This is a genomic window from Mesonia oceanica (assembly GCF_902499555.1).
Taxonomy (GTDB): domain Bacteria; phylum Bacteroidota; class Bacteroidia; order Flavobacteriales; family Flavobacteriaceae; genus Mesonia; species Mesonia oceanica.
This window is the reverse complement of the sequence record NZ_CABVMM010000011.1, coordinates 88548-111910: the sequence shown is the minus strand read 5'-3', so window position 1 is coordinate 111910 and position 23363 is coordinate 88548. Positions and strand designations below refer to the sequence as shown.

27 protein-coding genes are annotated in these 23363 nt (G+C 34.7%); 18 read left to right on the top strand and 9 right to left on the bottom strand.

Annotation, left to right across the window (positions count from 1 at the left end):
• Window positions 1-58 precede the first annotated feature (58 nt).
• The 4 genes from FVB9532_RS14135 (at window position 59) to leuB (ending at window position 4607) form a co-directional block, all read left to right on the top strand.
• Window positions 59-1231 carry a 2-isopropylmalate synthase gene (locus tag FVB9532_RS14135; protein WP_150545825.1) on the top strand — a complete coding sequence of 391 codons (1173 nt, stop codon included), beginning with the start codon at window positions 59-61 and terminating at the stop codon, window positions 1229-1231.
• A 144-nt stretch (window positions 1232-1375) separates the two neighbouring features.
• The gene (leuC, locus tag FVB9532_RS14130; protein WP_150545824.1) at window positions 1376-2758 is read left to right on the top strand and encodes a 3-isopropylmalate dehydratase large subunit; all 1383 of its coding nucleotides are present in this window, start codon (window positions 1376-1378) and stop codon (window positions 2756-2758) included.
• The gene (gene leuD / locus FVB9532_RS14125; protein WP_150545823.1) at window positions 2758-3348 is read left to right on the top strand and encodes a 3-isopropylmalate dehydratase small subunit; all 591 of its coding nucleotides are present in this window, start codon (window positions 2758-2760) and stop codon (window positions 3346-3348) included. The genes leuC and leuD overlap by 1 nt, the downstream gene beginning before the upstream one ends.
• 143 nt (window positions 3349-3491) lie before the next feature.
• Window positions 3492-4607 (top strand): 3-isopropylmalate dehydrogenase, encoded by a 1116-nt coding sequence (gene leuB, locus FVB9532_RS14120; RefSeq protein ID WP_150545822.1) that lies wholly within the window; start codon window positions 3492-3494, stop codon window positions 4605-4607.
• 184 nt (window positions 4608-4791) lie between these two features.
• Here the strand turns inward: leuB and FVB9532_RS14115 are convergent, their stop codons facing one another.
• Window positions 4792-5169, bottom strand: coding sequence for a winged helix-turn-helix transcriptional regulator (locus FVB9532_RS14115; protein ID WP_150545821.1), 378 nt, complete (start codon window positions 5167-5169; stop codon window positions 4792-4794).
• A gap of 131 nt (window positions 5170-5300) precedes the next feature.
• Here FVB9532_RS14115 and FVB9532_RS14110 point away from each other — a divergent pair, with 131 nt between their 5' ends.
• Window positions 5301-6179 carry an SDR family oxidoreductase gene (locus FVB9532_RS14110; protein WP_150545820.1) on the top strand — a complete coding sequence of 293 codons (879 nt, stop codon included), beginning with the start codon at window positions 5301-5303 and terminating at the stop codon, window positions 6177-6179.
• A gap of 74 nt (window positions 6180-6253) precedes the next feature.
• Here the strand turns inward: FVB9532_RS14110 and FVB9532_RS14105 are convergent, their stop codons facing one another.
• From FVB9532_RS14105 to FVB9532_RS14090, 4 genes are all read right to left on the bottom strand, one after another.
• Window positions 6254-7678 (bottom strand): T9SS type A sorting domain-containing protein, encoded by a 1425-nt coding sequence (locus FVB9532_RS14105; RefSeq protein WP_150545819.1) that lies wholly within the window; start codon window positions 7676-7678, stop codon window positions 6254-6256.
• A gap of 123 nt (window positions 7679-7801) precedes the next feature.
• Complete coding sequence (locus FVB9532_RS14100) at window positions 7802-9400, bottom strand: tetratricopeptide repeat protein (protein WP_194716557.1); 1599 nt, start codon at window positions 9398-9400, stop codon at window positions 7802-7804.
• 95 nt (window positions 9401-9495) lie between these two features.
• The gene (locus FVB9532_RS14095) at window positions 9496-10257 is read right to left on the bottom strand and encodes a LexA family transcriptional regulator (RefSeq protein WP_150545817.1); all 762 of its coding nucleotides are present in this window, start codon (window positions 10255-10257) and stop codon (window positions 9496-9498) included.
• 55 nt (window positions 10258-10312) lie between these two features.
• The gene (locus FVB9532_RS14090; protein ID WP_150545816.1) at window positions 10313-11536 is read right to left on the bottom strand and encodes an MFS transporter; all 1224 of its coding nucleotides are present in this window, start codon (window positions 11534-11536) and stop codon (window positions 10313-10315) included.
• 140 nt (window positions 11537-11676) lie between these two features.
• Between FVB9532_RS14090 and FVB9532_RS14085 the strand changes: the two genes are divergently transcribed.
• The 4 genes from FVB9532_RS14085 to FVB9532_RS14075 all read left to right on the top strand — a co-directional run bounded on the left by FVB9532_RS14085 (window position 11677) and on the right by FVB9532_RS14075 (window position 15039).
• Window positions 11677-12963, top strand: coding sequence for a putative DNA modification/repair radical SAM protein (locus FVB9532_RS14085; RefSeq protein WP_150545876.1), 1287 nt, complete (start codon window positions 11677-11679; stop codon window positions 12961-12963).
• Between the two features lie 99 nt (window positions 12964-13062).
• Window positions 13063-13818: a TIGR03915 family putative DNA repair protein gene (locus FVB9532_RS14080; RefSeq protein WP_150545815.1), complete on the top strand. Its 756-nt coding sequence runs from the start codon at window positions 13063-13065 to the stop codon at window positions 13816-13818.
• A gap of 118 nt (window positions 13819-13936) precedes the next feature.
• Window positions 13937-14065 carry a hypothetical protein gene (locus FVB9532_RS19930; protein WP_262714401.1) on the top strand — a complete coding sequence of 43 codons (129 nt, stop codon included), beginning with the start codon at window positions 13937-13939 and terminating at the stop codon, window positions 14063-14065.
• Between the two features lie 227 nt (window positions 14066-14292).
• The gene (locus FVB9532_RS14075) at window positions 14293-15039 is read left to right on the top strand and encodes a class I SAM-dependent methyltransferase (RefSeq protein WP_150545814.1); all 747 of its coding nucleotides are present in this window, start codon (window positions 14293-14295) and stop codon (window positions 15037-15039) included.
• 60 nt (window positions 15040-15099) lie between these two features.
• On the opposite strand, the gene FVB9532_RS14070 is transcribed toward FVB9532_RS14075, so the two are convergent.
• From FVB9532_RS14070 to FVB9532_RS14060, 3 genes are read right to left on the bottom strand one after another with little or no spacing between them, the layout of a single operon-like run.
• Entirely contained in the window at window positions 15100-15375 is a 276-nt protein-coding gene (locus FVB9532_RS14070; RefSeq protein WP_150545813.1) for an ATP-dependent Clp protease adaptor ClpS, read from the bottom strand.
• Between the two features lie 51 nt (window positions 15376-15426).
• On the bottom strand, window positions 15427-16260 hold the full coding sequence (gene prmA / locus FVB9532_RS14065; RefSeq protein ID WP_150545812.1) for a 50S ribosomal protein L11 methyltransferase: 834 nt from the start codon (window positions 16258-16260) through the stop codon (window positions 15427-15429).
• Window positions 16261-16297: 37 nt separating this feature from the next.
• Entirely contained in the window at window positions 16298-16930 is a 633-nt protein-coding gene (locus FVB9532_RS14060; protein ID WP_150545811.1) for a 7-carboxy-7-deazaguanine synthase QueE, read from the bottom strand.
• Window positions 16931-17071: 141 nt separating this feature from the next.
• Between FVB9532_RS14060 and FVB9532_RS14055 the strand changes: the two genes are divergently transcribed.
• From FVB9532_RS14055 to FVB9532_RS14015, 9 genes are all read left to right on the top strand, one after another.
• Complete coding sequence (locus FVB9532_RS14055; protein ID WP_150545810.1) at window positions 17072-17623, top strand: hypothetical protein; 552 nt, start codon at window positions 17072-17074, stop codon at window positions 17621-17623.
• The gene (locus FVB9532_RS14050; RefSeq protein ID WP_228482354.1) at window positions 17586-18239 is read left to right on the top strand and encodes an inorganic diphosphatase; all 654 of its coding nucleotides are present in this window, start codon (window positions 17586-17588) and stop codon (window positions 18237-18239) included. The genes FVB9532_RS14055 and FVB9532_RS14050 overlap by 38 nt, the downstream gene beginning before the upstream one ends.
• An 82-nt stretch (window positions 18240-18321) precedes the next feature.
• Window positions 18322-18507: a hypothetical protein gene (locus FVB9532_RS14045; RefSeq protein ID WP_150545809.1), complete on the top strand. Its 186-nt coding sequence runs from the start codon at window positions 18322-18324 to the stop codon at window positions 18505-18507.
• Between the two features lie 18 nt (window positions 18508-18525).
• Complete coding sequence (locus FVB9532_RS14040; protein ID WP_150545808.1) at window positions 18526-19365, top strand: alpha/beta hydrolase; 840 nt, start codon at window positions 18526-18528, stop codon at window positions 19363-19365.
• Window positions 19366-19378: 13 nt separating this feature from the next.
• Window positions 19379-20182 (top strand): 23S rRNA pseudouridine(2604) synthase RluF, encoded by an 804-nt coding sequence (gene rluF, locus FVB9532_RS14035; RefSeq protein ID WP_150545807.1) that lies wholly within the window; start codon window positions 19379-19381, stop codon window positions 20180-20182.
• A gap of 50 nt (window positions 20183-20232) precedes the next feature.
• Complete coding sequence (locus tag FVB9532_RS14030; protein WP_150545806.1) at window positions 20233-20469, top strand: DUF7218 family protein; 237 nt, start codon at window positions 20233-20235, stop codon at window positions 20467-20469.
• Window positions 20470-20472: 3 nt separating this feature from the next.
• Window positions 20473-20898, top strand: coding sequence for a VOC family protein (locus tag FVB9532_RS14025; protein ID WP_150545805.1), 426 nt, complete (start codon window positions 20473-20475; stop codon window positions 20896-20898).
• 3 nt (window positions 20899-20901) lie between these two features.
• Complete coding sequence (locus tag FVB9532_RS14020) at window positions 20902-21981, top strand: AI-2E family transporter (protein WP_150545804.1); 1080 nt, start codon at window positions 20902-20904, stop codon at window positions 21979-21981.
• Window position 21982: 1 nt separating this feature from the next.
• The gene (locus FVB9532_RS14015; RefSeq protein ID WP_150545803.1) at window positions 21983-22381 is read left to right on the top strand and encodes a YkvA family protein; all 399 of its coding nucleotides are present in this window, start codon (window positions 21983-21985) and stop codon (window positions 22379-22381) included.
• A gap of 39 nt (window positions 22382-22420) precedes the next feature.
• Here the strand turns inward: FVB9532_RS14015 and FVB9532_RS14010 are convergent, their stop codons facing one another.
• Window positions 22421-23311 carry a bifunctional 5,10-methylenetetrahydrofolate dehydrogenase/5,10-methenyltetrahydrofolate cyclohydrolase gene (locus FVB9532_RS14010; protein ID WP_150545802.1) on the bottom strand — a complete coding sequence of 297 codons (891 nt, stop codon included), beginning with the start codon at window positions 23309-23311 and terminating at the stop codon, window positions 22421-22423.
• Window positions 23312-23363: the final 52 nt, after the last annotated feature.

Genomic DNA, 23363 nt, shown 5'->3' with positions numbered 1-23363 from the left:
GATAGACCTTTACAAGCTACTTACTTTTATGCTAAAGATAAACTAAAATCTAGCGTTTATGAGTACAGAAAAGGTAGAAATTTTTGACACCACGTTGAGAGATGGAGAACAAGTGCCCGGTTGTAAATTAAACACCGAACAAAAATTAAAAATTGCCAAACGATTAGATGAACTGGGAGTAGATGTAATTGAAGCCGGTTTTCCGGTATCAAGTCCGCAAGACTTCCAATCGGTTTCAGAAATTGCTAAACTCGTAAAAAACGCAACTGTTTGTGGTTTAACCCGAGCGGTAAAAAAAGACATAGAAGTGGCTGCTCAAGCCTTAAAATACGCAAAAAAGCCAAGAATCCATACCGGTATTGGTACCTCTGCATCACACATCAAATATAAGTTTAAAGCCACGCCTCAAGAAATTATTGAGCGTGCCGGTGAGGCTGTTGCCTATGCCAAAACTTTTGTTGACGATGTGGAATTTTATGCGGAAGACGCCGGAAGAACAGACAACAAATTTTTAGCTGTCGTCTGTACAGAAGCCGTGAAAGCCGGAGCCACTGTTTTAAATATTCCGGATACTACCGGTTATTGCTTACCAGAAGAATACGGTAAAAAAATAAAATACTTAAAAGAACATGTGCCGGGCATTGAGAATGTAATTATTTCATGTCACTGTCACAACGATTTAGGTATGGCCACTGCTAATTCAGTGGCAGGAATGACCAATGGAGCTCGACAAATCGAATGCACTATTAACGGCATTGGCGAACGTGCCGGCAACACTGCCCTAGAAGAAATCGTGATGATTTTGCGTCAACACCCAACTTTAAATTTAGACACGAATATCAATACCCAATTATTGTACGACACCAGCAAAATGGTTTCTCAAGAAATGGGTATGTTCGTACAACCCAACAAAGCAATTGTGGGCGCCAATGCTTTTGCACACAGTTCTGGAATCCATCAAGATGGAGTGATAAAAAACCGAGAAACTTACGAAATCATCAATCCTGCCGATGTTGGTGTTACCGAATCGGCTATTATCCTAACTGCTAGAAGTGGTCGTGCAGCCTTGGCACATAAAGCCAAAAAAATTGGTTACCACCTTACCAAATTAGAGCTAGACGTCGTGTATCAAGAATTCCTTCATTTTGCGGATGCTCGCAAAGAAGTTTTAGACAACGACATTCACGAAATCATGCAAATCTATCAAAGTAAAAATCGAGTAAGCGCATAATTTGGGCGCAACCCTCACGGGTCGGGCTTTCGTGAGTCGCTTTTTTGGTTTGCCAGTAAGACCTTTCGACTCCGCTCAAGGTGACAAAACAAAAATAGCTCCAACAATCACTCAATCCTCTTGCGCAATTAGAAGATAAACAAAATGAAAAAAACACTTTTTGATAAAATCTGGGATGCACATGTGGTCGAATCGATCCCTAATGGTCCCGATATTTTATATATTGATAAACATTTAATCCACGAAGTTACGAGTCCACAAGCTTTTCAAGAACTTAAGGACCGTAACATTCCGGTATTCCGGCCAGATAAAACTGTAGCCACCGCAGATCATAACACACCCACCGAAAATCAGCATTTGCCGGTAAAAGATTTATTATCGCGCAAACAATTAAAAGAACTTACGCAAAACTGCGAAGAAAACAAGATTACCTTATATGGCTTAGGGCATCCTTACAACGGCATTGTTCACGTAATGGCTCCGGAATTAGGAATTACCCAACCGGGAATGACGATGGTTTGTGGCGACAGCCATACCTCAACTCACGGTGCTTTTGGTACCATCGCGTTTGGGATTGGTACTAGCCAAGTTGCACAAGTGTTTGCAAGCCAATCGGTATTGGTTGAAAAACCTAAAAAGCTTCGGGTTAATGTAAACGGAAAATTAAAAAAAGGCGTCACTCCTAAAGACATCATTTTGTATATTATTAGTGAACTCGGTACTAATTCAGGTACTGGATATTTCTGTGAATATGCCGGAAATGTGTTCGAAGAAATGTCGATGGAAGGCAGAATGACCGTCTGCAACATGAGCATTGAAATGGGTGCGCGCGGCGGACTCATTGCCCCAGACCAAACCACTTATGATTATGTAGAAGGCCGAGAATTTGCTCCCAAAGGTGAAGCATTTGAGAAATTGAAAACTTATTGGGAAAGTTTGAAAACTGATGAAGGTGCTGAATTTGACCAAGAATACACTTTTGAAGCCGAAGCTATCGAACCAATGGTGACTTATGGAACTAATCCCGGAATGGGAATTAAAATCTCTCAAGCGATTCCTGTAAATGAAAGTAAAAGTTCGGGGAAAGCTTTAGCATATATGGGATTTACCGCCGGAGAATCTTTAATTGACAAACCTATTAATTACATTTTTATTGGTAGTTGCACAAATTCTAGAATAGAAGATTTTAGAATTGCCGCCAACTACATTAAAGGCAAGAAAAAAGCCGAGAATGTAAACGCATTGATTGTTCCAGGTTCGAGACAAGTTGCTGCTCAAATCGAAGCAGAAGGCTTACATACCATTTTTGAAGAAGCCGGTTTTCAACTTCGCCAACCGGGATGTTCGGCATGTTTAGCGATGAATGATGATAAGATTCCTGCCGGAGAATACTGTGTCTCTACAAGTAACAGAAATTTTGAAGGAAGACAAGGACAAGGTTCGCGTACCATCTTGGCGAGTCCGTTAACCGCTGCGGCAACCGCGATTGCGGGAAAAATTGTTGACTTTACCAAACATTTAAACTAATGGAAAAATTTATCACCCTTACCCATACCGCTGTTCCTCTAGAAATAGAAAACATTGACACCGATCAAATTATTCCGGCGCGATTTTTAAAAGCGACCGATAAAGCGGGATTTGGCGAGAATTTATTTAGAGATTGGCGCTTTGATAAGGAAGGAAATTTAAAAGAAGATTTTCCATTAAATCAAAAAAAATATCACGGACAAATTTTAGTTGCCGGCGATAATTTTGGTTGTGGTTCGAGTCGAGAACACGCAGCTTGGGCAATTAAAGCTTACGGATTTAAAGTAGTCGTATCGAGCTATTTTGCAGATATCTTTAAAGGAAACTCTTTGAATAATGGTTTACTCCCCGTACAAGTAAGTCCCGAATTTTTAACGGAACTTTTTAAAGCCATTGAAGAAAATCCATCAACAGAAATTAAGGTAGATTTGGAAAACCAAGTCATCAAGCTCATCGATAAAAATCTAGAAGAAAGATTTGATATCGATGCGTATAAAAAAATGTGTATGCTGAAAGGTTTTGATGATATTGATTTTTTAGTAAGCAAACTTGATCAAATTAAAGCTTTTGAAGAGCAACAAACCGTATAAACTAACTTGCGCAAGGGATTGAGCGATTGTTGGAGCTCTTTTTATTTTGTCTTCTTGAGCTTGTCGAAAAAAAAGACAAAATAAAAAAGCGACTCGCGAAAGCCCGCCCCGATAGGGTTGCGCCCAACCTAAAAAATTGAGATATGAAGTTGAATATTGCAGTATTATCAGGAGATGGCATTGGACCGGAAATCACGCAGCAATCAGTAAAAATTTTAAAAGCTATTGCAGAGCGTTTTAATCACGAGTTTTTGTTTGAAGAAGCAGTGGTTGGTGCATCGGCCATCGATTTAACTGGAAACCCATTGCCAGATCCTACACTCGATTTGTGCAAAAAATCTGATGCTGTTTTGTTTGGTGCGATTGGTGACCCTAAATATGATAACAATCCCGCAGCGAAAGTGCGCCCCGAACAAGGTTTATTGAAGCTGCGAAAAGAATTAGGATTGTTTGCTAATATTAGACCGGTTCGGGCTTTTGAGCGTTTACTAGAACATTCACCTTTACGACCAGAACGTATTGAAGGTGCTGATATGGTAATTTACCGAGAATTGACGGGAGGTATTTATTTTGGCGAAAAAACATTAAGTGATGATGGGAAGCAAGCTTCTGATCTTTGTGTATATTCTGAAGAAGAAATTGAACGGATGACGCATTTGGCGTTTGAAGCCGCGCAAAAACGAAGAAACAAAGTCACTTTGGTTGATAAAGCAAATGTTTTAGAAACTTCCCGCCTTTGGCGTAGAACAGTAAAAGAAATTGCAAAGAAATATCCGGAAGTTGAATTAGACTTTTTATATGTTGATAATGCTGCGATGCAAATGATTATAAATCCAAAGCAATTTGATGTCATTCTTACTGAAAACATGTTTGGTGACATTATTTCTGATGAAGCTAGCGTGATTGGTGGTAGTATTGGTTTGTTGGCTTCAGCTTCGGTAGGAAAAGAACATACGCTTTTTGAACCCATTCACGGCTCTTATCCACAGGCAGCCGGAAAAGGAATTGCCAACCCGATTGCTTCAATATTATCGGCAGCAATGTTATTGGAACATTTCGATTTATTAGAAGAAGCGGCGATTATTCAGGCGGCTGTTGACAAAAGTCTAGAAATGAATATTTGCACTAGCGATATTAACAAAGAAAGCTCCTACTCTACCGAAAAAGTGGGTACTTTTATTGAAGGTTTAATTTTAGATAATGAAGATCTAAAATTGAATGGTAATAATCTTAGTTTAGGACAAGCTACCATTATCTAGTTCAAGTTTTACAACTATTTAATTTAATAACTTTAAGACCGTCAATTCAAGTAAAAAATCTGTGAAGATTTTTGTACCGAGAATAGGGCTTGAAGTAAAATTAGGTTCTCGATACAATTTTGTTTTGTTTCACTACACAAAATCACTGGAACTGACTAATTTAATTTCTTAATGCACTAAGGTATTAATTTGCCTTTTGATTATATTTTGAACGTGATGCCATAATACTTGAAAAGTTTTGGTCTGCCCATTTGATTAAACTTGAAATGTGGGGGACCAAACTTTTTCCTAAATCGGTTAATTTATATTCTACACGTGGCGGGATTTCCGGATACACTTTTCGGCTGACCAATCCGTCCGCCTCTAAACTTCTTAAAGTTACGGTTAGCATCTTCTGCGAAATGTCTCCTATTACTTTGTGAATCTCATTAAAACGTAGCTTTTCTTCTTCATTCAACACCAAAATCACCAAGGTAGACCACTTATCTCCAAAGCGGTCCAGTACATTTCTTGCCGGGCAAGTTTCTGTTTCCGCAAAAATTTTTAAACTTTCTGAGCTCATAATTTATTGATTTTCAACAAGACTAACTTCTAAGTAACTATTTCACTTTTTAGTTCGCTCTTGTTTAATACTTAATTACTAAATATCTTTGACTTACCAAAAGTAAGTAACAAACTTAAATAAATTATAATATGGAAGGAAAAATTTTAATTACAGGAGCTACCGGAAATTTAGGAGGCTTAGTTATTGAGGCTTTATTAGAGAAGATTGAAGCTAACCAAATTGCAGGTTTAGTTAGAGAAACTAGCAAAGCAGCAGACCTTAAAGCTAAAGGAATAGATATTCGAGAAGGAAATTATGATGATGAAAGTTCCTTAGAAAAAGCTTTTCAAGGGATTGAAAAAATTTATTTTATTTCTGGAAGTGATTTAGATAAGCGAGTGGCTCAGCATAAGAACATCGTTGCTGCAGCTGAAAAAGCTGGAGTTAAGCATGTAATTTACACGAGTTTTGGCAGAAAAAATGAATCTGAAAATTCACCGATCTACCCCGTAGCCAAAGGACATTTAGCGGCCGAAAATGCTTTAAAGAATGCTTCTTTAGATTACACCATTTTAAAGCATAACTTATATATGGAAGTCATTCCGCTTTTTGCTGGAGAGAATTTATTAGAAAGTAAAACACTTTTCTTACCTGCAGAAGATGGAAAAACCGGTTTTATGGCGAGAAAAGATATGGCAAATCTTGCAGCTGAAATTTTAACCGCTAAAGGACACGAAAATAAAACTTATGAAGTGAGTGGTAATAAAGCTTATTCATTCTCAGAAATTGCAGCACTTATTTCTGAAGAGAGCGGAACTAAAATTAATTATGTTTCTCCAAATGCGGATGAATTTATAGAAACCTTAAAAAGTTACGGCGTTCCTCAACCGGCAATTGATATGACTCTAATGTTCGCTAAAGGAATTGCTCAAGGAGAATTTAATGAAACGGCTTCTATTTATAAAGATTTGACCGGAAATGAACCTACTTCTTTAAAAGAATTCTTAAAAGAACTTTACGGAAAGTAATAAGGAAGCTTCTTTTGTTAAACAAAAAAGGCTTTCAGATTGCTGAAAGCCTTTTTTCGATGATTTCTTCTAGATTATTCTTTTACAAATTTGATATTTTTAATAGAATTTCCAACTTGAATTCTTAAAATATAAAGTCCGCTTGCTAAGTCGGTTATAGTTAATTCTCTCAAGTCTCCTGAAGATTTCAATTTAACTTGCTTTCCACTTAAATCATATACCGCCAATCGGGTCAGTTCTATCTGATCTACGTTTACTAGTTTTAAATTATTTATAACAGGGTTTTGAGATAAACCAATGCTTTTTAATAAAACCTCATCTACTCCCAAGTTACAATCTTCTTTCTCTTCAACGATCATAGGAGGAGTGGTTTCAACGAAATTAGGACAAATTTCCGGTGAAGCCTCGACTGTATATACGCCAGGTTCTGTAAATACATAGGTGGTTTCATTTGCTCCTTCTATTATTTCTCCATCTTTGAACCATTGCACAATGGTATAGGGCATCTGAACCGTACTTTCAATATAATCGTCTTCACAAATTAAAAAATGCCCATTGGTTTGATCTACTTCTACTCCATCGCTTAGATTATGAACAACCAAAAGACTTGCGAACGCATAGGAATCTATCTGGATTTCGTTAGATTCATAAGTCTCCCCATTTTTTGTTACTACTACTTTTAGTAAAGCTTGATCGTAAGTAAACCAATCATAAGTGAAACTAGCCCCGGTAGCACCTTCTATCGCTTCAAAATCATCCTCTAAAAACCAGTATTTAAAATACCATTGATAACTATCATAAGTTTCATTGTTGGTTACCGATGCAGTTCCATTGCTCTGTGGACATAACATAATATCTCCGGCAATAACGGGAGATTCTACTTCAGAGCTTTCGCAATTTGATTTTTCCTCTACCGCTATGGCTAAGCCAGTTTCTATTAGATTAGGACAACTCTCGGGAGAAGCCTCTACGCTATATATTCCGGGTTCTGTAATCGTGTAAGAGGTTTCTGTAGCTCCTTCTATAATTTCACCATCTTTAAACCATTGTACAATGGTATAGGGTAATTGAACGGTATTTTGGATATAGTCTCCATCACAAATTAAAAAATGACCATTAGTAGGATCTATTTCTACATTTTCACTCGAATCATTTTGGATAATAAGACTTGCAAACGCATAGGAATCTATTTGAATTTGGTTAGATTCATAGGTTTCTCCATTTTTTGTTACTACTACTTTTAACAAGGCTTGATCGTAGGTAAACCAATCGTAAGTAAAACTAGCATCCGTAGCACCTTCGATTTCTTCAAAATCACCCTGCAAAAACCAATACTTAAAATACCATTGGTAGCTATCATAAGTTTCGTCATTGGTGATAGATGCATTTCCGTTGCTTTCTGGACATAACATTATATCTCCTGAAATTACAGGATCATTTTGGGCTAATGCGATTAGGGTATTAAAAAAAACAATAAATAAAGTTAATGTTGATTTCATAAGAAAAAATTAGGGTTAATAATTTAAAAGCAATTATACTTTATGCTAAAATCAAATAATCTCATGAAATACAGTAATCCCTCTCAATACAAGTTGTGACATGCGATGTGACATTTTGTGACATTACAGTTTAGAGAGGTAATCAAATAGTATTTTGCCTGAAGTTAATCCCATTTTTTTAGATAGCCTTTCTTTTCTCTTTCTACAAGTATTAGGAGTAATATTTAATAATGAAGCAATTTCTTTATTGGAAAGATTCAAATAAACAAATGATAAAAAACGAATATCGTTTGCATTTAAATTAGGGTGTAATTCTTTTAATTTAGCTAAGAATTCATTATTCACATTTTGAAAATTATCATTAAATTCTTCCCATTTAGTGTCTTCTTTTAAATGAAATTTTAGCTCATTAATGTAAGTTTGTGTAGATTTATTTTCATTTATCTGTGGAAGCTTGGAAATCTTATTTATAATTTCCTCAATCATTTCATTTCGGGTACTTTGAAAGAGAATTTTAGCTGACAACTTTTTATTTTTTTGCTCAATTTCATGAGTGAGCTTTTTCTTATCAAGCTCATTTCTTAGTTCTTTCTCCTTATACTCTTGATTAAGAATTTCGGCTTTTTGTTTTTCTTTCTCCAATTCTAAATCTGCGATCTGAAGGTTGCGTTCCACTAACTCCCTTTTATTTTTATCTGCTTGATTTCTTTTATAAAATGCCCACAATAAGCTAATGAGAATGAAAACTAAGGAAACAGTTATTAACTTATAAATAAGCCGCTGGTTCGCACTTTTTTCTTTATTAATTTCTAAATCATGATGCGAAGCAGCCAACTCAAACTTTAGTTGAGAGTGTTCTAAAATTTCTTGATTTTTAGAACGGTAAATAAAATCTTTAAGCTTTACGATACTGTCTTTCGCTTTAAAAATGTCTTGGATGTTGTTGGTTTTAAAAGCTAATAGGGACTTTTGTTCATAAAACTCAACTTTATAAACGTTATTTGGAGCATTTTTAATTCCCTTTTGAATTATTTGCGAAGCCTTTTTAATATCTTCAATTTCCAGATAAGTTTTAGCTAAAATCAATTGTATCTCAGAAATTGATTCAAAAAGTTTATATTTTTTAGCTTCTTCCAAAACTAAATTGGACTGAGTAATTACTTTGTCATATTTTCCTTCTTGAAAGTATATACGAATTTCAGTAATTAACGCATTAATTTCTGAAGCCTTATTGTCACTATTTGAATTAGCTAATGTGATTTCTATATATGCTTTAGCTTTCTGAATTTTATTCAGTTCAAAATTAATTTTAGCTAAATTAGAAGCATATAAACTAATTCGGTTGGTATTGTCTATATCTTGAGCGATATCGAACGATTTTTTAAAGTACTCTTGTGCTTTTTCTAAATTTTCTTCGCTTGCATAAACAATAGCTATATTATTAAGCACAGACATTTCGTGATTCATATCTTCGCTTTCTATAGCAATTTGGTAAGCTTCTAGGTAATATTGAATTGCATTTCCATAATCTAACATTTGATAATAAGCCACCCCTATATTATTAGTGGCCAAAAAATGTTGTTTCTGAAAATTTTGTGCTTGTGCAACTTCTTTTACATGCTGAAGTTTTAGGATTGCTGAAGTATATTTTTCATTTTTAAAAATATCTTCTACAGCAGAACTCAAAATCGAATCACATTGCTTTCTACTCTGAGAGTACATAAGTTGAACTCCCAAAAAAAGAAATAGAAAAAAAACTTTCACCCTTAGCATTAAGATAGAATTAGCTACTAAAGTAAAGATTTTGAAATATTAAATTACTTTTTAAAAGAGTTCAATTGAGTTTTTAATTCTTCCATTGACGCTTGAAGTTGTCTCAACATACTATTTTCAGAATTGGCATCTAAGCTAAACGTAAGCTTACTGGTGACTTGCCAAAGCTCTTGAATATCGGAAACTTTCACCTCAAAAGGAGCATATTCTTCATTTAGAGATACTAATCGGATTTTTGAGGGATCTGCCAATTTATTGAGTTTCTTTACCACAACGGTATCATACATTACCACTACATAAATTTTATGGTCACTTGCTTCCGATAAACTCGGGATTGCTTTTGCCAAAACCCAATCTTCAGGTCTTAAATTAGGCAACATACTATCTCCTTCTACTTGAAAACCACGATAGGTAGCATTTCGATATTGAGGAAGTGGAAAATCGAAAGCCGGTAATTGTTTGTACCATTCAACATCTTGAATATTATGAGGATATCCTGCCGCCGCACGTTGGTTCACCATCATAATATTCTCATTATCTTCAGAATCTACCGTAATTACTTTTGGCATTGTATCTACCTGATGCAAAGGCAAATGTTTTTGATGACTTTGCCCAAACAACCACAACGGATTAATGTTGAATTGCTTTAATAACTCCATCACTACCGTTCCTGAAAGTTTGGTACGACCACGTTCAATATCGGCAGTAGTGTTTTTTACCCCGAGACGTTCGGCAAATTCAGCTTGTGTAAACTGATTTTCGTCTCTTATTTCTTTAAAGCGTTTGATTTCTATTCCTAATTCCATATCGTAAAGATAACATGATTAGGAAATATTCCAAAAATAAAAAGGATATTTTCCTTTACCCGATAACTAAATTTCTTCTTTTAATTCGTTTAAACTGAACATAAAGCGCATAAAATATAGCAATAGCTAACGGAATTGAAATTAATAAATAGCGTAAAGCCATATCTTTTGTATCTATAATTTCTCCGGAAGAAGAGATCACAAAACTAGAGAATGAAGTAATTATATAAAGCAAGCCGCCTATTAAACCTCCTGCAATTCCGGCATTGCTAGGATAATAAATCATATTATTCGTAAAATAATTGGTAAAGATAAATCCGGAACAAATATGGATGAGAAAAGCAAATGCAATTAGTAAGTAAAGTGTATCAAAGTATATTCCGAGTATCACTAAAATTGAAATCAATACCAGCTGAGTGATAACAGCAAACTTATTTTTTATAGGAAAAGAATAAAAATTAAATCGCTTACTTAGAATACCGCCAATCATCCACGAAATTCCTAAAATTAACGTGCAATAACCAATTACCACTGCATTAAAATTAAAATGTTTTTCTACCACAAAAGGACCGGCAATATTAAAAACCATCACTACAGAATAGGCTAAGCCCAAAATTAAAATACCCAGTACAAATGCTTTATTTCTAAGCATCACTCGGTAGAGCTTTACGGTTTTCTTCAAATTAAATTTCTTCACCACGCGTATGGTCTCACCACTAAAAATAGCTTCAGCTCCAAATAAAAGCGCCGCATAAACAGCCAAGAAATAAAAGTTGGCTTGCCAATGAAATAATTCTTCCAAATAACCACCTAAAAATGGAGCAATTATAGGTCCACAAGACCAAACAATTGTAAAATAACTTAGGTAATGTTTTCTTCGTTCGGCATCATAAACATCTACAAAATAAGCACGTTTGGCCACCACTACAAAAGCAGTTCCTATACCTTGTACAACTCGCCAAAAAGAAATTAACCAAACTTGGTCAGTAAATGTTATGGCTAAACTACTCACAAATAAAACCGCCAATGAAATTAATAAAGGTTTATAGCGTCCTAAGCTATCTAATATACTTCCAACAAACAATTGAGCAAAACCATAACTTAAAAAAAAGCAAGTCAGGGTGAGCTGAATACTAGTTTCTGAAACCGATAGATCTCTTGCCATCGAAGGAAAAGAAGGTAAATAAACATCGGTCATAAAACCGGATAACGGAATTGTGAAAAACGTGATGATCGTAGCAATTTTCTTTTGCTTTTCTGAAGCTGATCGAAGGTGCATAAATAGTAGTAGAAATAGATAAAATGTATAGGTCGTTATTATCGCTTCGCCTTTCAAAAGTTTGGAATTTTATTTTAACAAGAAAAAAAACAACGAAAAGGATTAATTCCATAAGTTTGTAATATTTCCAATTTTAAATGATGGATTTTGACCGAATAAAAGAAAAATTGAATATTCTTGCCGATGCCGCTAAATACGATGTATCCTGCTCTAGTAGTGGCAGTAAGCGGAAAAACACGAATAAAGGACTTGGTGATTCTAGTGGAATGGGCATTTGCCACAGTTATACGGAGGATGGACGTTGTGTTTCTTTGTTGAAAATCTTACTTACCAATCATTGTATTTTCGATTGTGCGTATTGTGTTACTCGAAAAAGCAACGATATCAAACGAGCCGCATTTAAAGTACAAGAAGTAGTCGATTTAACGATTAACTTTTACCGAAGAAATTATATTGAAGGTCTTTTTTTAAGCTCCGGTATCTTTAAAAGTCCAGATACCACAATGGAACGTTTAGTACAAGTAGCTAAAAAGCTTCGGTTAGAAGAGAACTTTAACGGATATATTCATTTAAAATCGATTCCCGGTGCGAGTGATGAGTTAATGTATGAAGCCGGGTTGTATGCCGATCGGCTTTCGGTAAATATTGAAATTCCCACTCGGGAAGGACTCCAACTATTAGCTCCGGATAAAGATCGAAAAGACTTTCTGCAACCGATGAAAAAGGTGAAAAATGAAATAGTTCGCTATAAAGCAGAAAGAAATATTATTAAAAGTACGCCCAAATTTGCTCCTGCTGGACAAAGTACACAAATGATTGTGGGTGCGACCAATGAAACCGATGCGCAAGTCATGTACACTGCGGCTTACTTCTATAAAAAATACCAGATGAAACGGGTTTATTATTCGGGATACATACCGGTGAGTTACGACCCTCGGTTGCCATCGATTGGAACCGATGTTCCCCTATTACGAGAAAACAGATTGTACCAAGCTGATTGGCTCATGCGCTTTTATGGGTTTTCTATTGAAGAATTACTAAACAAAGAACATCCTAATTTAGATAGCGATGTAGACCCAAAACTGAGTTGGGCACTGCGGAATTTGCATTTATTTCCAGTAGATGTAAATAAAGCCGATAAGCAAATGTTGGCTAGAATTCCCGGACTCGGAATGAAATCTGTTTATAAAATTTTGGGAGCCAGAAAATACCGAAATCTTAACTGGGAACACCTTCAAAAAATTGGGGTTGCACTCAATCGGGCAAAATATTTTATGGTCTGCAACTCTAAAGAATGGGAAAAGAAAGATCTCTCGGCAATGAACATTAAAGGCTTGATTTTACAGAATTCAAAAAGTAAATTCAGAAACACGTATAATAACCAGCTTAATTTATTTGATAAACAAGATGCATTGATTCAATATTAAAACAATGACAAGCTCATTTGACAAACTTCAAATAATTTTAAAATTAAGATGAGATGCCGAAACAAGTTCAGCATGACGACATTAAAATTGAAATAAAAAATGATTTTTATTTATGATGCTTCTTTTGAAGGTTTTCTTTCTTCGGTTTTTGCAGCTTACGAATACAGATGTAAAACACCAAAAATTGTAAAGAAAGAAAAGTTCATTGGTGATTTTTTTGAGGATGTTGAAGAAGTTATTACTTCCGAAGAAAAATCGGCACGCGTATGGAAAAAAATAACAGAAAAATGTGGCACCCGAGGGAGTCAACAAATTTATTGGTCTTTTTTAAGCGAACTTGAGAATATTGAAAACACCTTATTTCAATACATTCAACATGCTCTAGTTTCTGCAAAAGATATTACTAAAGATTATGCGCACCCGGCCGTGTTAAAGGTAGCGCAAACCGTAAAGCAAGTTGGTCGAGAAAAACACCGAATGGATGCTTTTGTACGTTTTAGAAAAACAAAAGATGATATTTTTTTTGCCACAATAGCACCCGATTTTAATGTATTACCGCTCAATGCGAAACATTTTAAAAATCGATATGCCGATCAAAAATGGTGTATATACGATGTAAAAAGAAACTACGGAATTTATTACGACTTAGAAAAAGTAGAAGTAATTCAACTAGAATTACCAACTTCTATTTTAGAAACTTCCACCGATTTTTTTACTACGGAAGAAATTCAATTTCAACATCTTTGGAAAAATTATTTTAATAGTACCAATATCACCTCCCGCAAAAACACTAAACTCCATCAACAGCACGTCCCTAAACGCTATTGGAAATATTTAAGTGAAAAATATTTATAACCGAAATGTTAATAAAATCTTAAATAATTACTTTGCATTACCAAGTACTGTAACAAAATTTATAGTTGGGCGTCATACTAGTATAAATCAATCATCAACAATCAAAAAACACAATGTTATGAATACTGTAAATTTATCATTAGAACAAGTAAGTACAAAAACACCTGAAAACACCAACCAAACTTATTCTACCGTGAATAGTCGTAAAAAGTTTTGGAACAGCAAACGCCGGTATTTAATTAGTTAAAAATTGTTCTTATTCATCAATCAACGGCGTAACAAAGGCTAGCGTAATAGTTAGCCTTTGTATTTAAAAAAAATCATTAGCATAACTGTAACACTTTAACTTTTATAAAGTCTTTTAATAAATACTCAAGAAACCGCCTTTAATTTATTTTTTAGCCAAAATATGTTTTCATCAATCAAAAGGCGTAAAGCTTAGCAAATTGCTAAGCTTTTTTTTATTTTTGAAAAATGAAAGATAATTTTTCTAAAGACTCCGATTTATACGCTAAATACCGTCCCACCTATCCTAAAGAATTATTCACCTATTTATTTGATTTAGTTGAAAATAAAGATTTTGCTTGGGATTGTGCTACAGGTAACGGGCAAGTAGCCGTTGAGCTTGCTAAAGGATTTAATGTAGTTAAAGCAACAGATTTAAGTGATTCGCAATTAGAAAATGCTACACGCGAAGACAACATTAATTATTCTGTTCAATTGGCTGAAAAAACCAATTTTAAGAATAATCAATTCGACTTGATTACTGTGGCACAAGCCATACACTGGTTTAATTTTGAACAGTTTTATGCGGAAGTAAACCGAACTTTAAAACCCAACGGAGTTTTAGCTGTGATTGGTTATGGATTGTTAACTATTTCTCCTGAAATAGATAAAGTGATTCATCATTTTTATAACCACATTATTGGTTCATATTGGGATGAAGAGCGAAAATATATTGAAGAAAATTATGAAACGATTCCGTTTCCATTTGAAGAAATTTCTACTCCAGCTTTTCAAATTAAAGTTAATTGGACCGCAGAAGACACCCTGAATTACCTCAATACTTGGTCAGCAGTAAAACATTATGAAAAAGCGAAAAACGAAAGTCCGCTTAAAGAAATTGAAAAAGATCTAAAAATGGTCTGGAAAGATGAAAAAAGAGAAGTTAGTTTTCCGGTATTACTACGATTGGGAAAGAAAAAATCCTTTTCAAATTAGTTGAAAAGGATTTTTGTATATCTTAATTTCATACTTCTACAAGTTCAGTATGACAAATAATTATTGAATTTCTGCGCTTATCCCTGCTTCCAACAAAGCACTACACCGAGGTTCTAAATCGTCGTAATCACCGGTTTTTACAGCACATTTACCTTTATAATGAATAAGCATGGTACATTGTTCTGCTTGTAAAGGATTATGATCGCAAGTTTGCATCAGCATTTCAATTACAAAATCAAAAGTGTTTACCTCATCATTAAACACCACTATCTCATTTTGTTCTGTTTCTTCTGTTTGGGTGAGTAACTCTTCTAATACTTCTTCTTGTACACTCATAATTAAGATTTTAAACACCTAAAATTAAAAAATAACCTTTAGATAAATAAATTATTTAACAAATTTTGCAGCGATCCAATTGTCTCGTTCTAAGTGACTTTCGTAACTAAGTCCCAGTTTCTCGCAAGATTCTTTAATAATCGCTAAATCTTCTTGATAAAATCCACTTAAAAACAAACTTCCCTTTTCATTTAAGCAATTTGCATAAGTGGCCATATCCTTTAACAGTATATTCCTATTAATGTTCGCTATAATCGTATCATAATTTTTACCTTCAAGTAAACCAGCATCTCCTTCGTAAGTTGAAATGTGCTTACAATTATTGCGTTCAATATTCTCTAACGTATTAAGGTAGCACCAATTATCAATATCTATAGCGTCAATGGGATTTGCTCCTTTCATCTCGGAAAGGATGGCTAAAACCCCGGTTCCGCAGCCCATGTCAAGTACTTTTTTATCTTGCCAATCTTCTTTTAAAATATGCTGAATCATCATATGTGTAGTTGCATGATGACCCGTTCCAAAAGACATTTTGGGTTCTATAACAATATCAAATTCTGTATCTAATTTGGGGTGAAAAGGTGCCCGAACTTGACAAACTTCATCAACCATAATCGGAGAAAAGTTTTTCTCCCATTCTTCATTCCAATTCACTTGTTCGATATCTTCTGAAGTGTACGAAATCTCAAACTCTTCCGATTGAAGAATTTGTATTTCGCCTAACATTCCTTCGTGGTAATCTTCAGTTATAATAAAAGCTTGCAAACCGGTTTCTGTTTCAACAAAACTTTCAAAACCCAATTCGCCTAACTCGGCGATTAAGATTTCGGTAGCTGGTTGAAGAGGTGCTATGGTAAAGTAAAAACCTTTATAGGATGGATTCATTTTTAAGTTTAAATTTTCAATCTTTTCAGATGAATAATTACGGAATATTTAAATATTTATGGGTTTGCAGGGAAACTTTCCACTTTGGGTTTTGCATCACATAATCGACAATAAGCGGGATAATCTTTTCTCGAACACTCCACTCAGGTTGCAAATATAAAATACAATCTTCGTTTACTTTAGCTGCTTGTTCTTCTGCAAATTTCAAATCGTGTTTATTGAACACAATTACTTTTAATTCGTTAGCCCTTTCGTAAACTTCTTGTGTAGGAAGTTTTAGTTTTTTGGGAGAAAGGCAAATCCAATCCCAAGCACCCGTTAATTTATAAGCTCCGGAAGTTTCAATATGTATTTTTGCTCCTTTTGCCTTTAATTGTGAGGTCAACTCCGTCATATCCCACGTAAGCGGTTCCCCACCGGTCACTACCACTGTATCGCTATATTTTATAGCATTATCTACAATCGTTTCTGTGGCTGTTGGCGGATGTTTTTGGGCATCCCAACTTTCTTTTACATCACACCAATGGCAACCTACATCACAGCCTCCTACTCTTATAAAATAAGCGGCCGTTCCTTTATGGTAACCTTCTCCTTGAATAGTATAAAACTCTTCCATTAGCGGAAGCATTTTCCCTTCGTTTACCAACTGCTCTACTTCTTCTTTTTTCATCGCGGCGCAAAGATAATCAATAGCAGATGAACTATTCTTATTTCTTTAAGTTATCTTAAATTGTTCATAGAATTCATTCCAATTTATTTCTAAGAGCAAATAAGTATTCCTATTTTTACGACTTTATAATTCAATATATCCATGAAAAAATTAATTACGCTTTTTACCTTAGCTCTCGTCATAATTTCTTGTAACAAAGAAGAAAAGAAAGACCCTTTTTTAATCAGTAAAAATCAGGTAGGCCTTCTTACAAAAGATATTCAGGTTAGAGATTTAGATTCTATTTATGCAAACGATTCTCTAGTAACACAAGGACAAAATCAGTTTAGAAGTAGTAATCAAATTTCGGTTTTTGATAAAAAAGGAAACGAACTTTTATTATTAACTCCTGTACAACAATTTGACAGCACTAGTACAATTGGAACTATTCAGGTAAAAGATAAACGATTTAAAACCGAAAAAGGATTAACAGCTAAAAGTACTTTTAAAGATATTTCTACCAATTATAAAATTTCCCGCATCGAAAATACGCTGAGTAATGTTATTATTTTCTTAGATGAAATCAATGCTTACATCGCTATCGATAAAAAACATATCTCTGGTGATGCAAAATACAATACCGACATTCCGGTAGAGCCAAACCAGATTCCGGATGATGCCGAAATTAAACGTTTTTGGATTGGTTGGGAATAAGATGAAAATCACCCCACTTCTACTTTTTTCGGTTGGTCTCCTATTCTTTTTTTCTTGTAACACCAAGGAAGAGAGCAAAGACTATTATCATTTACCTACTTATTCTGAAACGAATAATATTCAAGCGGTGATTGAAATTCCTGCAGGAACCAATCATAAGATTGAATATGATAAAATTTCAAGAAAATTTGTAATTGATTCTGCTGAAGGAAAAGCTCGAATAATCAATTTTTTGCCTTACTTGGGGAATTACGGTTTTATACCATCTACCTATTCCAATCCTGAAAAAGGTGGTGATGGAGATGCGCTTGATGTTCTTATTTTAGGCGAAAACATACCGACGGGAAGTGTTGTTGAAATCATTCCAATTGCGTTGTTAGAATTAAGTGACAATGGGGAATCTGACAACAAAATAATTGCTATCCCTAGGGAAGAAAAAAACAGGATTATTAAAGCGGCTAATTTCGATGATTTTTCCACTAAATATCCTGAAATAAGAAAAATGATTGGTACTTGGTTTGAAAATTACGATCTAAATGACGAAGTGAAAATTTTACGCTGGACAGGTGAAGAATCTGCCAAAAGTGAAATCGAGAAATGGCGAACCCATCCATGATGCTTTTGTTTACAAAATGTTAATCACCACCTTAGCAGCAACACATAATATTATCTTTACCCTCTAACCAAAAAAATTAGAGATGATCAAGATTCTTGGAATTATACTTGTTGTTGGCGGAATGATTGGCCTAGTGTTAGGTGTATTTGGTATTTTTGGAAGCCTATCTATTGGACTTAGTCCTTGGGCATTTGCCATTGTTGGCCTTATATTTTTCTTATCAGGAATTGGTATTGTAAAAAGGAAAAAAGATACCGACGAAGTTTAACCTAATTATGGGGTTTATATGAAAAAAACAATTAATAAGTACTTACCAAAAGTAATTGGGATAAGGCTTAATACCTTACACTTAGTAAAACCCCAAAAGGCAGTCAAAAAAGCTTTCTACTTGTTTTGCACACCCCGTCGCGGAAAGGTAAAACCTGAACAGGAAGACTTTTTAAACGGTGCCAAAGCCAAGGTGATAACTGCTGAAGGAATCAAGCTACAAACTTATCATTGGCAAGGTTCCGGCAAAACAATTTTGCTTATCCATGGCTGGGAAAGTAACACTTATCGTTGGAAAGTTTTAATCGAAAAGCTACAGGCAGAAAATTATAACATCTATGCTTTTGATGCTCCTGCTCATGGGTATTCTGAAGGAAACTATATTCATGTTCCGCTTTATACGAAATGTGTAGAGAAAATAGTGCAGGCATATAATCCTGAAATTGTAATAGGTCATAGCATTGGTGGAATGACCACCGTTTTTCATCAGCATCAATTCCCTAATCAAAACATTAAGAAGTTAGTACTTTTAGGACCACCTTCCGAACTAACTTCGATTATGGAAGACTACCAACAAATCTTAAATTTAAAACCCCGGGTGATGAAAGGTTTAGAAAATAAATTTTATGACCAATTAGGATTTAAGTTTGAAGAATTTTCCATTGCAAAATTTGCTAAAGAAGTAAAACAACCTACCCTGGTAATTCACGATAAATATGATAAAGTCGCTCCGGTAGAAGCTTCAAAAAGTATTCAGCAAAACCTACAGCAATCTGAATTTATAGAAACCGAAGGTGCCGGTCATTCGCTCAATAATGACTATATTTATTCAGCAATTATTCAATTTCTAAAAAAATAAAAATTTCACATCTGTGGCAGAAGAGAAGAAATTAAAACGAATCAATAAATTTTTAAGTGAAGTGGGGTATTGTTCCCGTAGAAAAGCCGACCAGCTTATTGATGAAGGAAGGGTAACCATTAACGGAGCTGTTCCTGAAATGGGAACGAAAATTTCTGATGAAGATGAAGTTCGGGTAAATGGTGAATTAATTTCAGCTAAAAAAGAAAAAAACGTTTATCTAGCGTTTAATAAACCTGTGGGCATTGTTTGCACGACTGACACTCGGGTCGAGAAAGATAATATCATTGATTATATTAATTACCCAAAGCGTATTTTCCCCATTGGAAGATTAGACAAACCTAGTGAAGGTCTCATCCTACTTACCGATGATGGTGATATTGTCAACAAAATTTTACGTGCCAGAAATAATCACGAAAAAGAATATATTGTAAAAGTTGACAAACCCATTAACAACGATTTTTTAAATAAAATGAGTAATGGGGTTCCTATTTTAGACACTGTTACAAGAAAGTGTAAAGTAGCTAAGGTAAGCAGTCACGAATTCAGGATTATACTCACGCAAGGTTTAAACCGCCAAATTAGAAGAATGTGTGAATATCTAAACTATGAAGTGGTGAATCTAAAGCGTATCCGGATCATGAATATTGAACTGGATTTACCTGTGGGTAAATACCGTGAACTTACTCCCGAAGAATTTAAAAACCTGAATCAACTTATAGGTGATTCCAGCAAAACTGAAGAAGCTTCTCAACTTTCTGCCAACGAAGTCCAAGCTAAAGTAAAAAAGCGACCAAGAATCAATCGCAAAAAGTAACATTATTTTAAGGATAAAGATTTTTAATTCTTGCTACATTTAAAACAAAAATGGCAAAACGAATTAAAAACGAAGAGCAGTACGAAGCTTTACGAGACGAAGGTTATAGTAAAGAAAAATCTGCACGAATTGCAAACACCCCAGATTCTGGTAAAAAAGGAGGCAAAAGTAAAAAATATGAAGAGCGCACTAAAGAAGAGTTATACCAACAGGCTAAAAAAATAGGTATCGAAGGTCGCTCTAATATGAAAAAAGACGAACTTATTGACGCGCTAAGAAATCATTAAGTGATGAAGCATATTCAACCTTTTCACTTAGCTATTCCGGTAGATGATTTAGAGGCCGCGAGAACTTTTTACCGAGACACATTAGAGCTTCAAGAAGGGAGAAGTGACGATCACTGGGTAGATTTTGATTTTTTCGGCCATCAGTTGGTCATTCATTACAAAGAAAAAGATAGTTCGGCTAAGAAAAGTACAAATCCGGTAGATGGAAAAGCTGTACCAATTCCACATTTTGGAGTAGTACTAACGTGGGAAGATTTTCATTCGTTTTCAGAAAAACTCCAGCAAAAGAACATATCTTTTGAAATTGAACCCTATATTCGATTTAAAGGAAAACCGGGTGAACAAGCCACCATGTTTTTTTATGATCCCTGCGGAAATGCTTTAGAGTTTAAAGCATTTAAAGACCAACAACAATTATTTGCCAAATAATATATGAAACAACTACAACCATCCTTAGTAAGACAACTTTTTATATTGTTGCTTCTTTTATTTTTAGGCTTCTTGATTTTTAATGAATTAACACCTTACCTCTCTGGGATTTTAGGTGCCATTACTTTGTTTTTTCTGCTTAAGGGCTGGATGAGAAAACTAGTAAACAAGGGGTGGAACAAAGATTTGGCAGCCGGTTTATTAATGTTTGCCTCTTTTATTGGGATTCTAGTTCCGGTAGCCGGAATCATTACGATGCTTACTTCAAAGATAGGAAAAGCAGTAAACAATTCGGAAAAAGTGGTGCAAGCTTTTAAAACTCAAATAGACAAGTGGGAACATTCGCTAAATTACAGTGTTAGTGATCAAATAAATACTTCAGAAATTACTAGCTGGGTATCTACCAATTTACAGAATTTGGCGGGAGGTACGTTTAATGCATTTATAGCCATTGGTATTATGTATTTTTTACTGTATTACATGCTCACTTTCCAAGATAAGATTAGAAACTCTTTAGATGAATATTTACCCATTAACCATGAAAACTTGATGTTAATTGGTAAAGAAAGTGACAATATGGTAAAGGCTAATGCAATTGGTATCCCGTTAGTCGCTTTCGTACAAGGAATTGTTGCTTTAATTGGCTTTTTAATTTTTGGGGTACCCAATCCATTCTTTTGGTTTGTAATTACTACTATTGGTTCTATGATCCCATTTGTGGGAACAGCTATCGGAATTGTACCCGTCACCATTTTAATGTTTACACAAGGTGAAGACTGGCAAGCTATCGCAATTTTGATTTATGGAATTGTAGTTGTGGGATCCTCCGATAACATAATTAGATTATATGTATTAAGGCGATTATCTGATGTACACCCATTAATCACTTTAATTGGCGTGGTTGTTGGCGTTCCTTTATTTGGATTTATCGGACTTATTTTCGGTCCTTTATTAGTATCTTTATTCTTATTGATTGTGATGATTTATAAGAAAGAATATGGAAAAGATAAATTTAGTTCTAGCAACACCAATGAAATAGATAACAAGGAATTAAAAGAAGAAAGTAACTCGAAAAAATTGTAATATGATATTTGATAAAATAAAAGATAAAATTAACGAGGAGTACGTTAAACGTGAAGCCAATAAAACAAGGCCTGAAGATGTTACTGAAACATTGGACAATCAAAAGCAAATTGATCATAAAATGTCAACTGCAGGTTTACTTGAAAAATATGCTGAACTGGGTAAGTTAATGATTAATATGCTGAAAGATTATAAAAAAGGACATTACCACAATGTGCCTTGGTTTACCATTGCTTCTATTGCATTTGCATTGCTATATGTTTTAAATCCGCTAGACTTGATTCCAGATTTTATTCCCGGATTTGGTTATGTGGATGATTTAAGTGTGTTTACCTTAGCTCTTCGATTTGTAGAAACCGATATCCATAAATACTTAGATTGGAAACTTGAACAGGATTAAAATAAAAAAGGAAGCTTGAAGGCTTCCTTTTTTTATGAACTATATTCTTTCTCTTTTTCTGTGACGTTCTCTAGCCAGCAATGTATTTTTCAACAGCATTGCAATAGTCATAGGCCCTACTCCACCAGGTACCGGCGTTAAATAGGAAGCACGTTTTTTTACATTATCAAAATCTACATCTCCTACAATTTTATAGCCTTTCTCGGTAGATTCATCCGGAACCCTTGTAATTCCTACATCAATTACGACAGCATCATCTTTAATCATTTCTGCTTTTAAGAAATGTGGGATTCCCACAGCAATGATAATAATATCTGCTTGTGATGTAATCTGAGTTATATTTTTGGTGTATTTATGCGTTAAAGTAACGGTTGAATTCCCAGGAAAACCACTTCTGCCCATCAAAATACTCATAGGTCTTCCCACAATGTGACTTCTCCCTATCACTACGGTATGTTTTCCTTTTGTTGGAATATCGTAACGCTCTAACAACTCTAAAATCCCAAACGGTGTGGCCGGAATAAAGGAAGTCATATCTAACGACATTTTCCCAAAATTAGTTGGGTGAAAACCATCTACATCTTTATCGGGATCTACTGCCATTAATACTTTTTGGGTATCAATTTGTGGAGGTAAGGGTAACTGAACGATAAAACCATCGATATCATCATTATTGTTCAGTTCTTCAATTTTATCAAGCAGTTCCATTTCGCTTGTCGTACCGGACATTCTCACCAAGCTAGACTCAAAACCTACGCGCTTACAAGCTTTAACTTTACTATTTACATAGGTCATACTCGCTCCATCATTCCCTACAATAATCGCTGCAAGATGCGGAACTTTCTCTTCACGGCTTTTCATTTTTTCAACTTCTGCCGCTATTTCGTTTTTAATATCGTTGCTAATTTTTTTACCGTCTAATAATATCATTTTTTATAAATTGAATCTGGGTAATCAATAAATCATTTCAATAAAAAAAGGC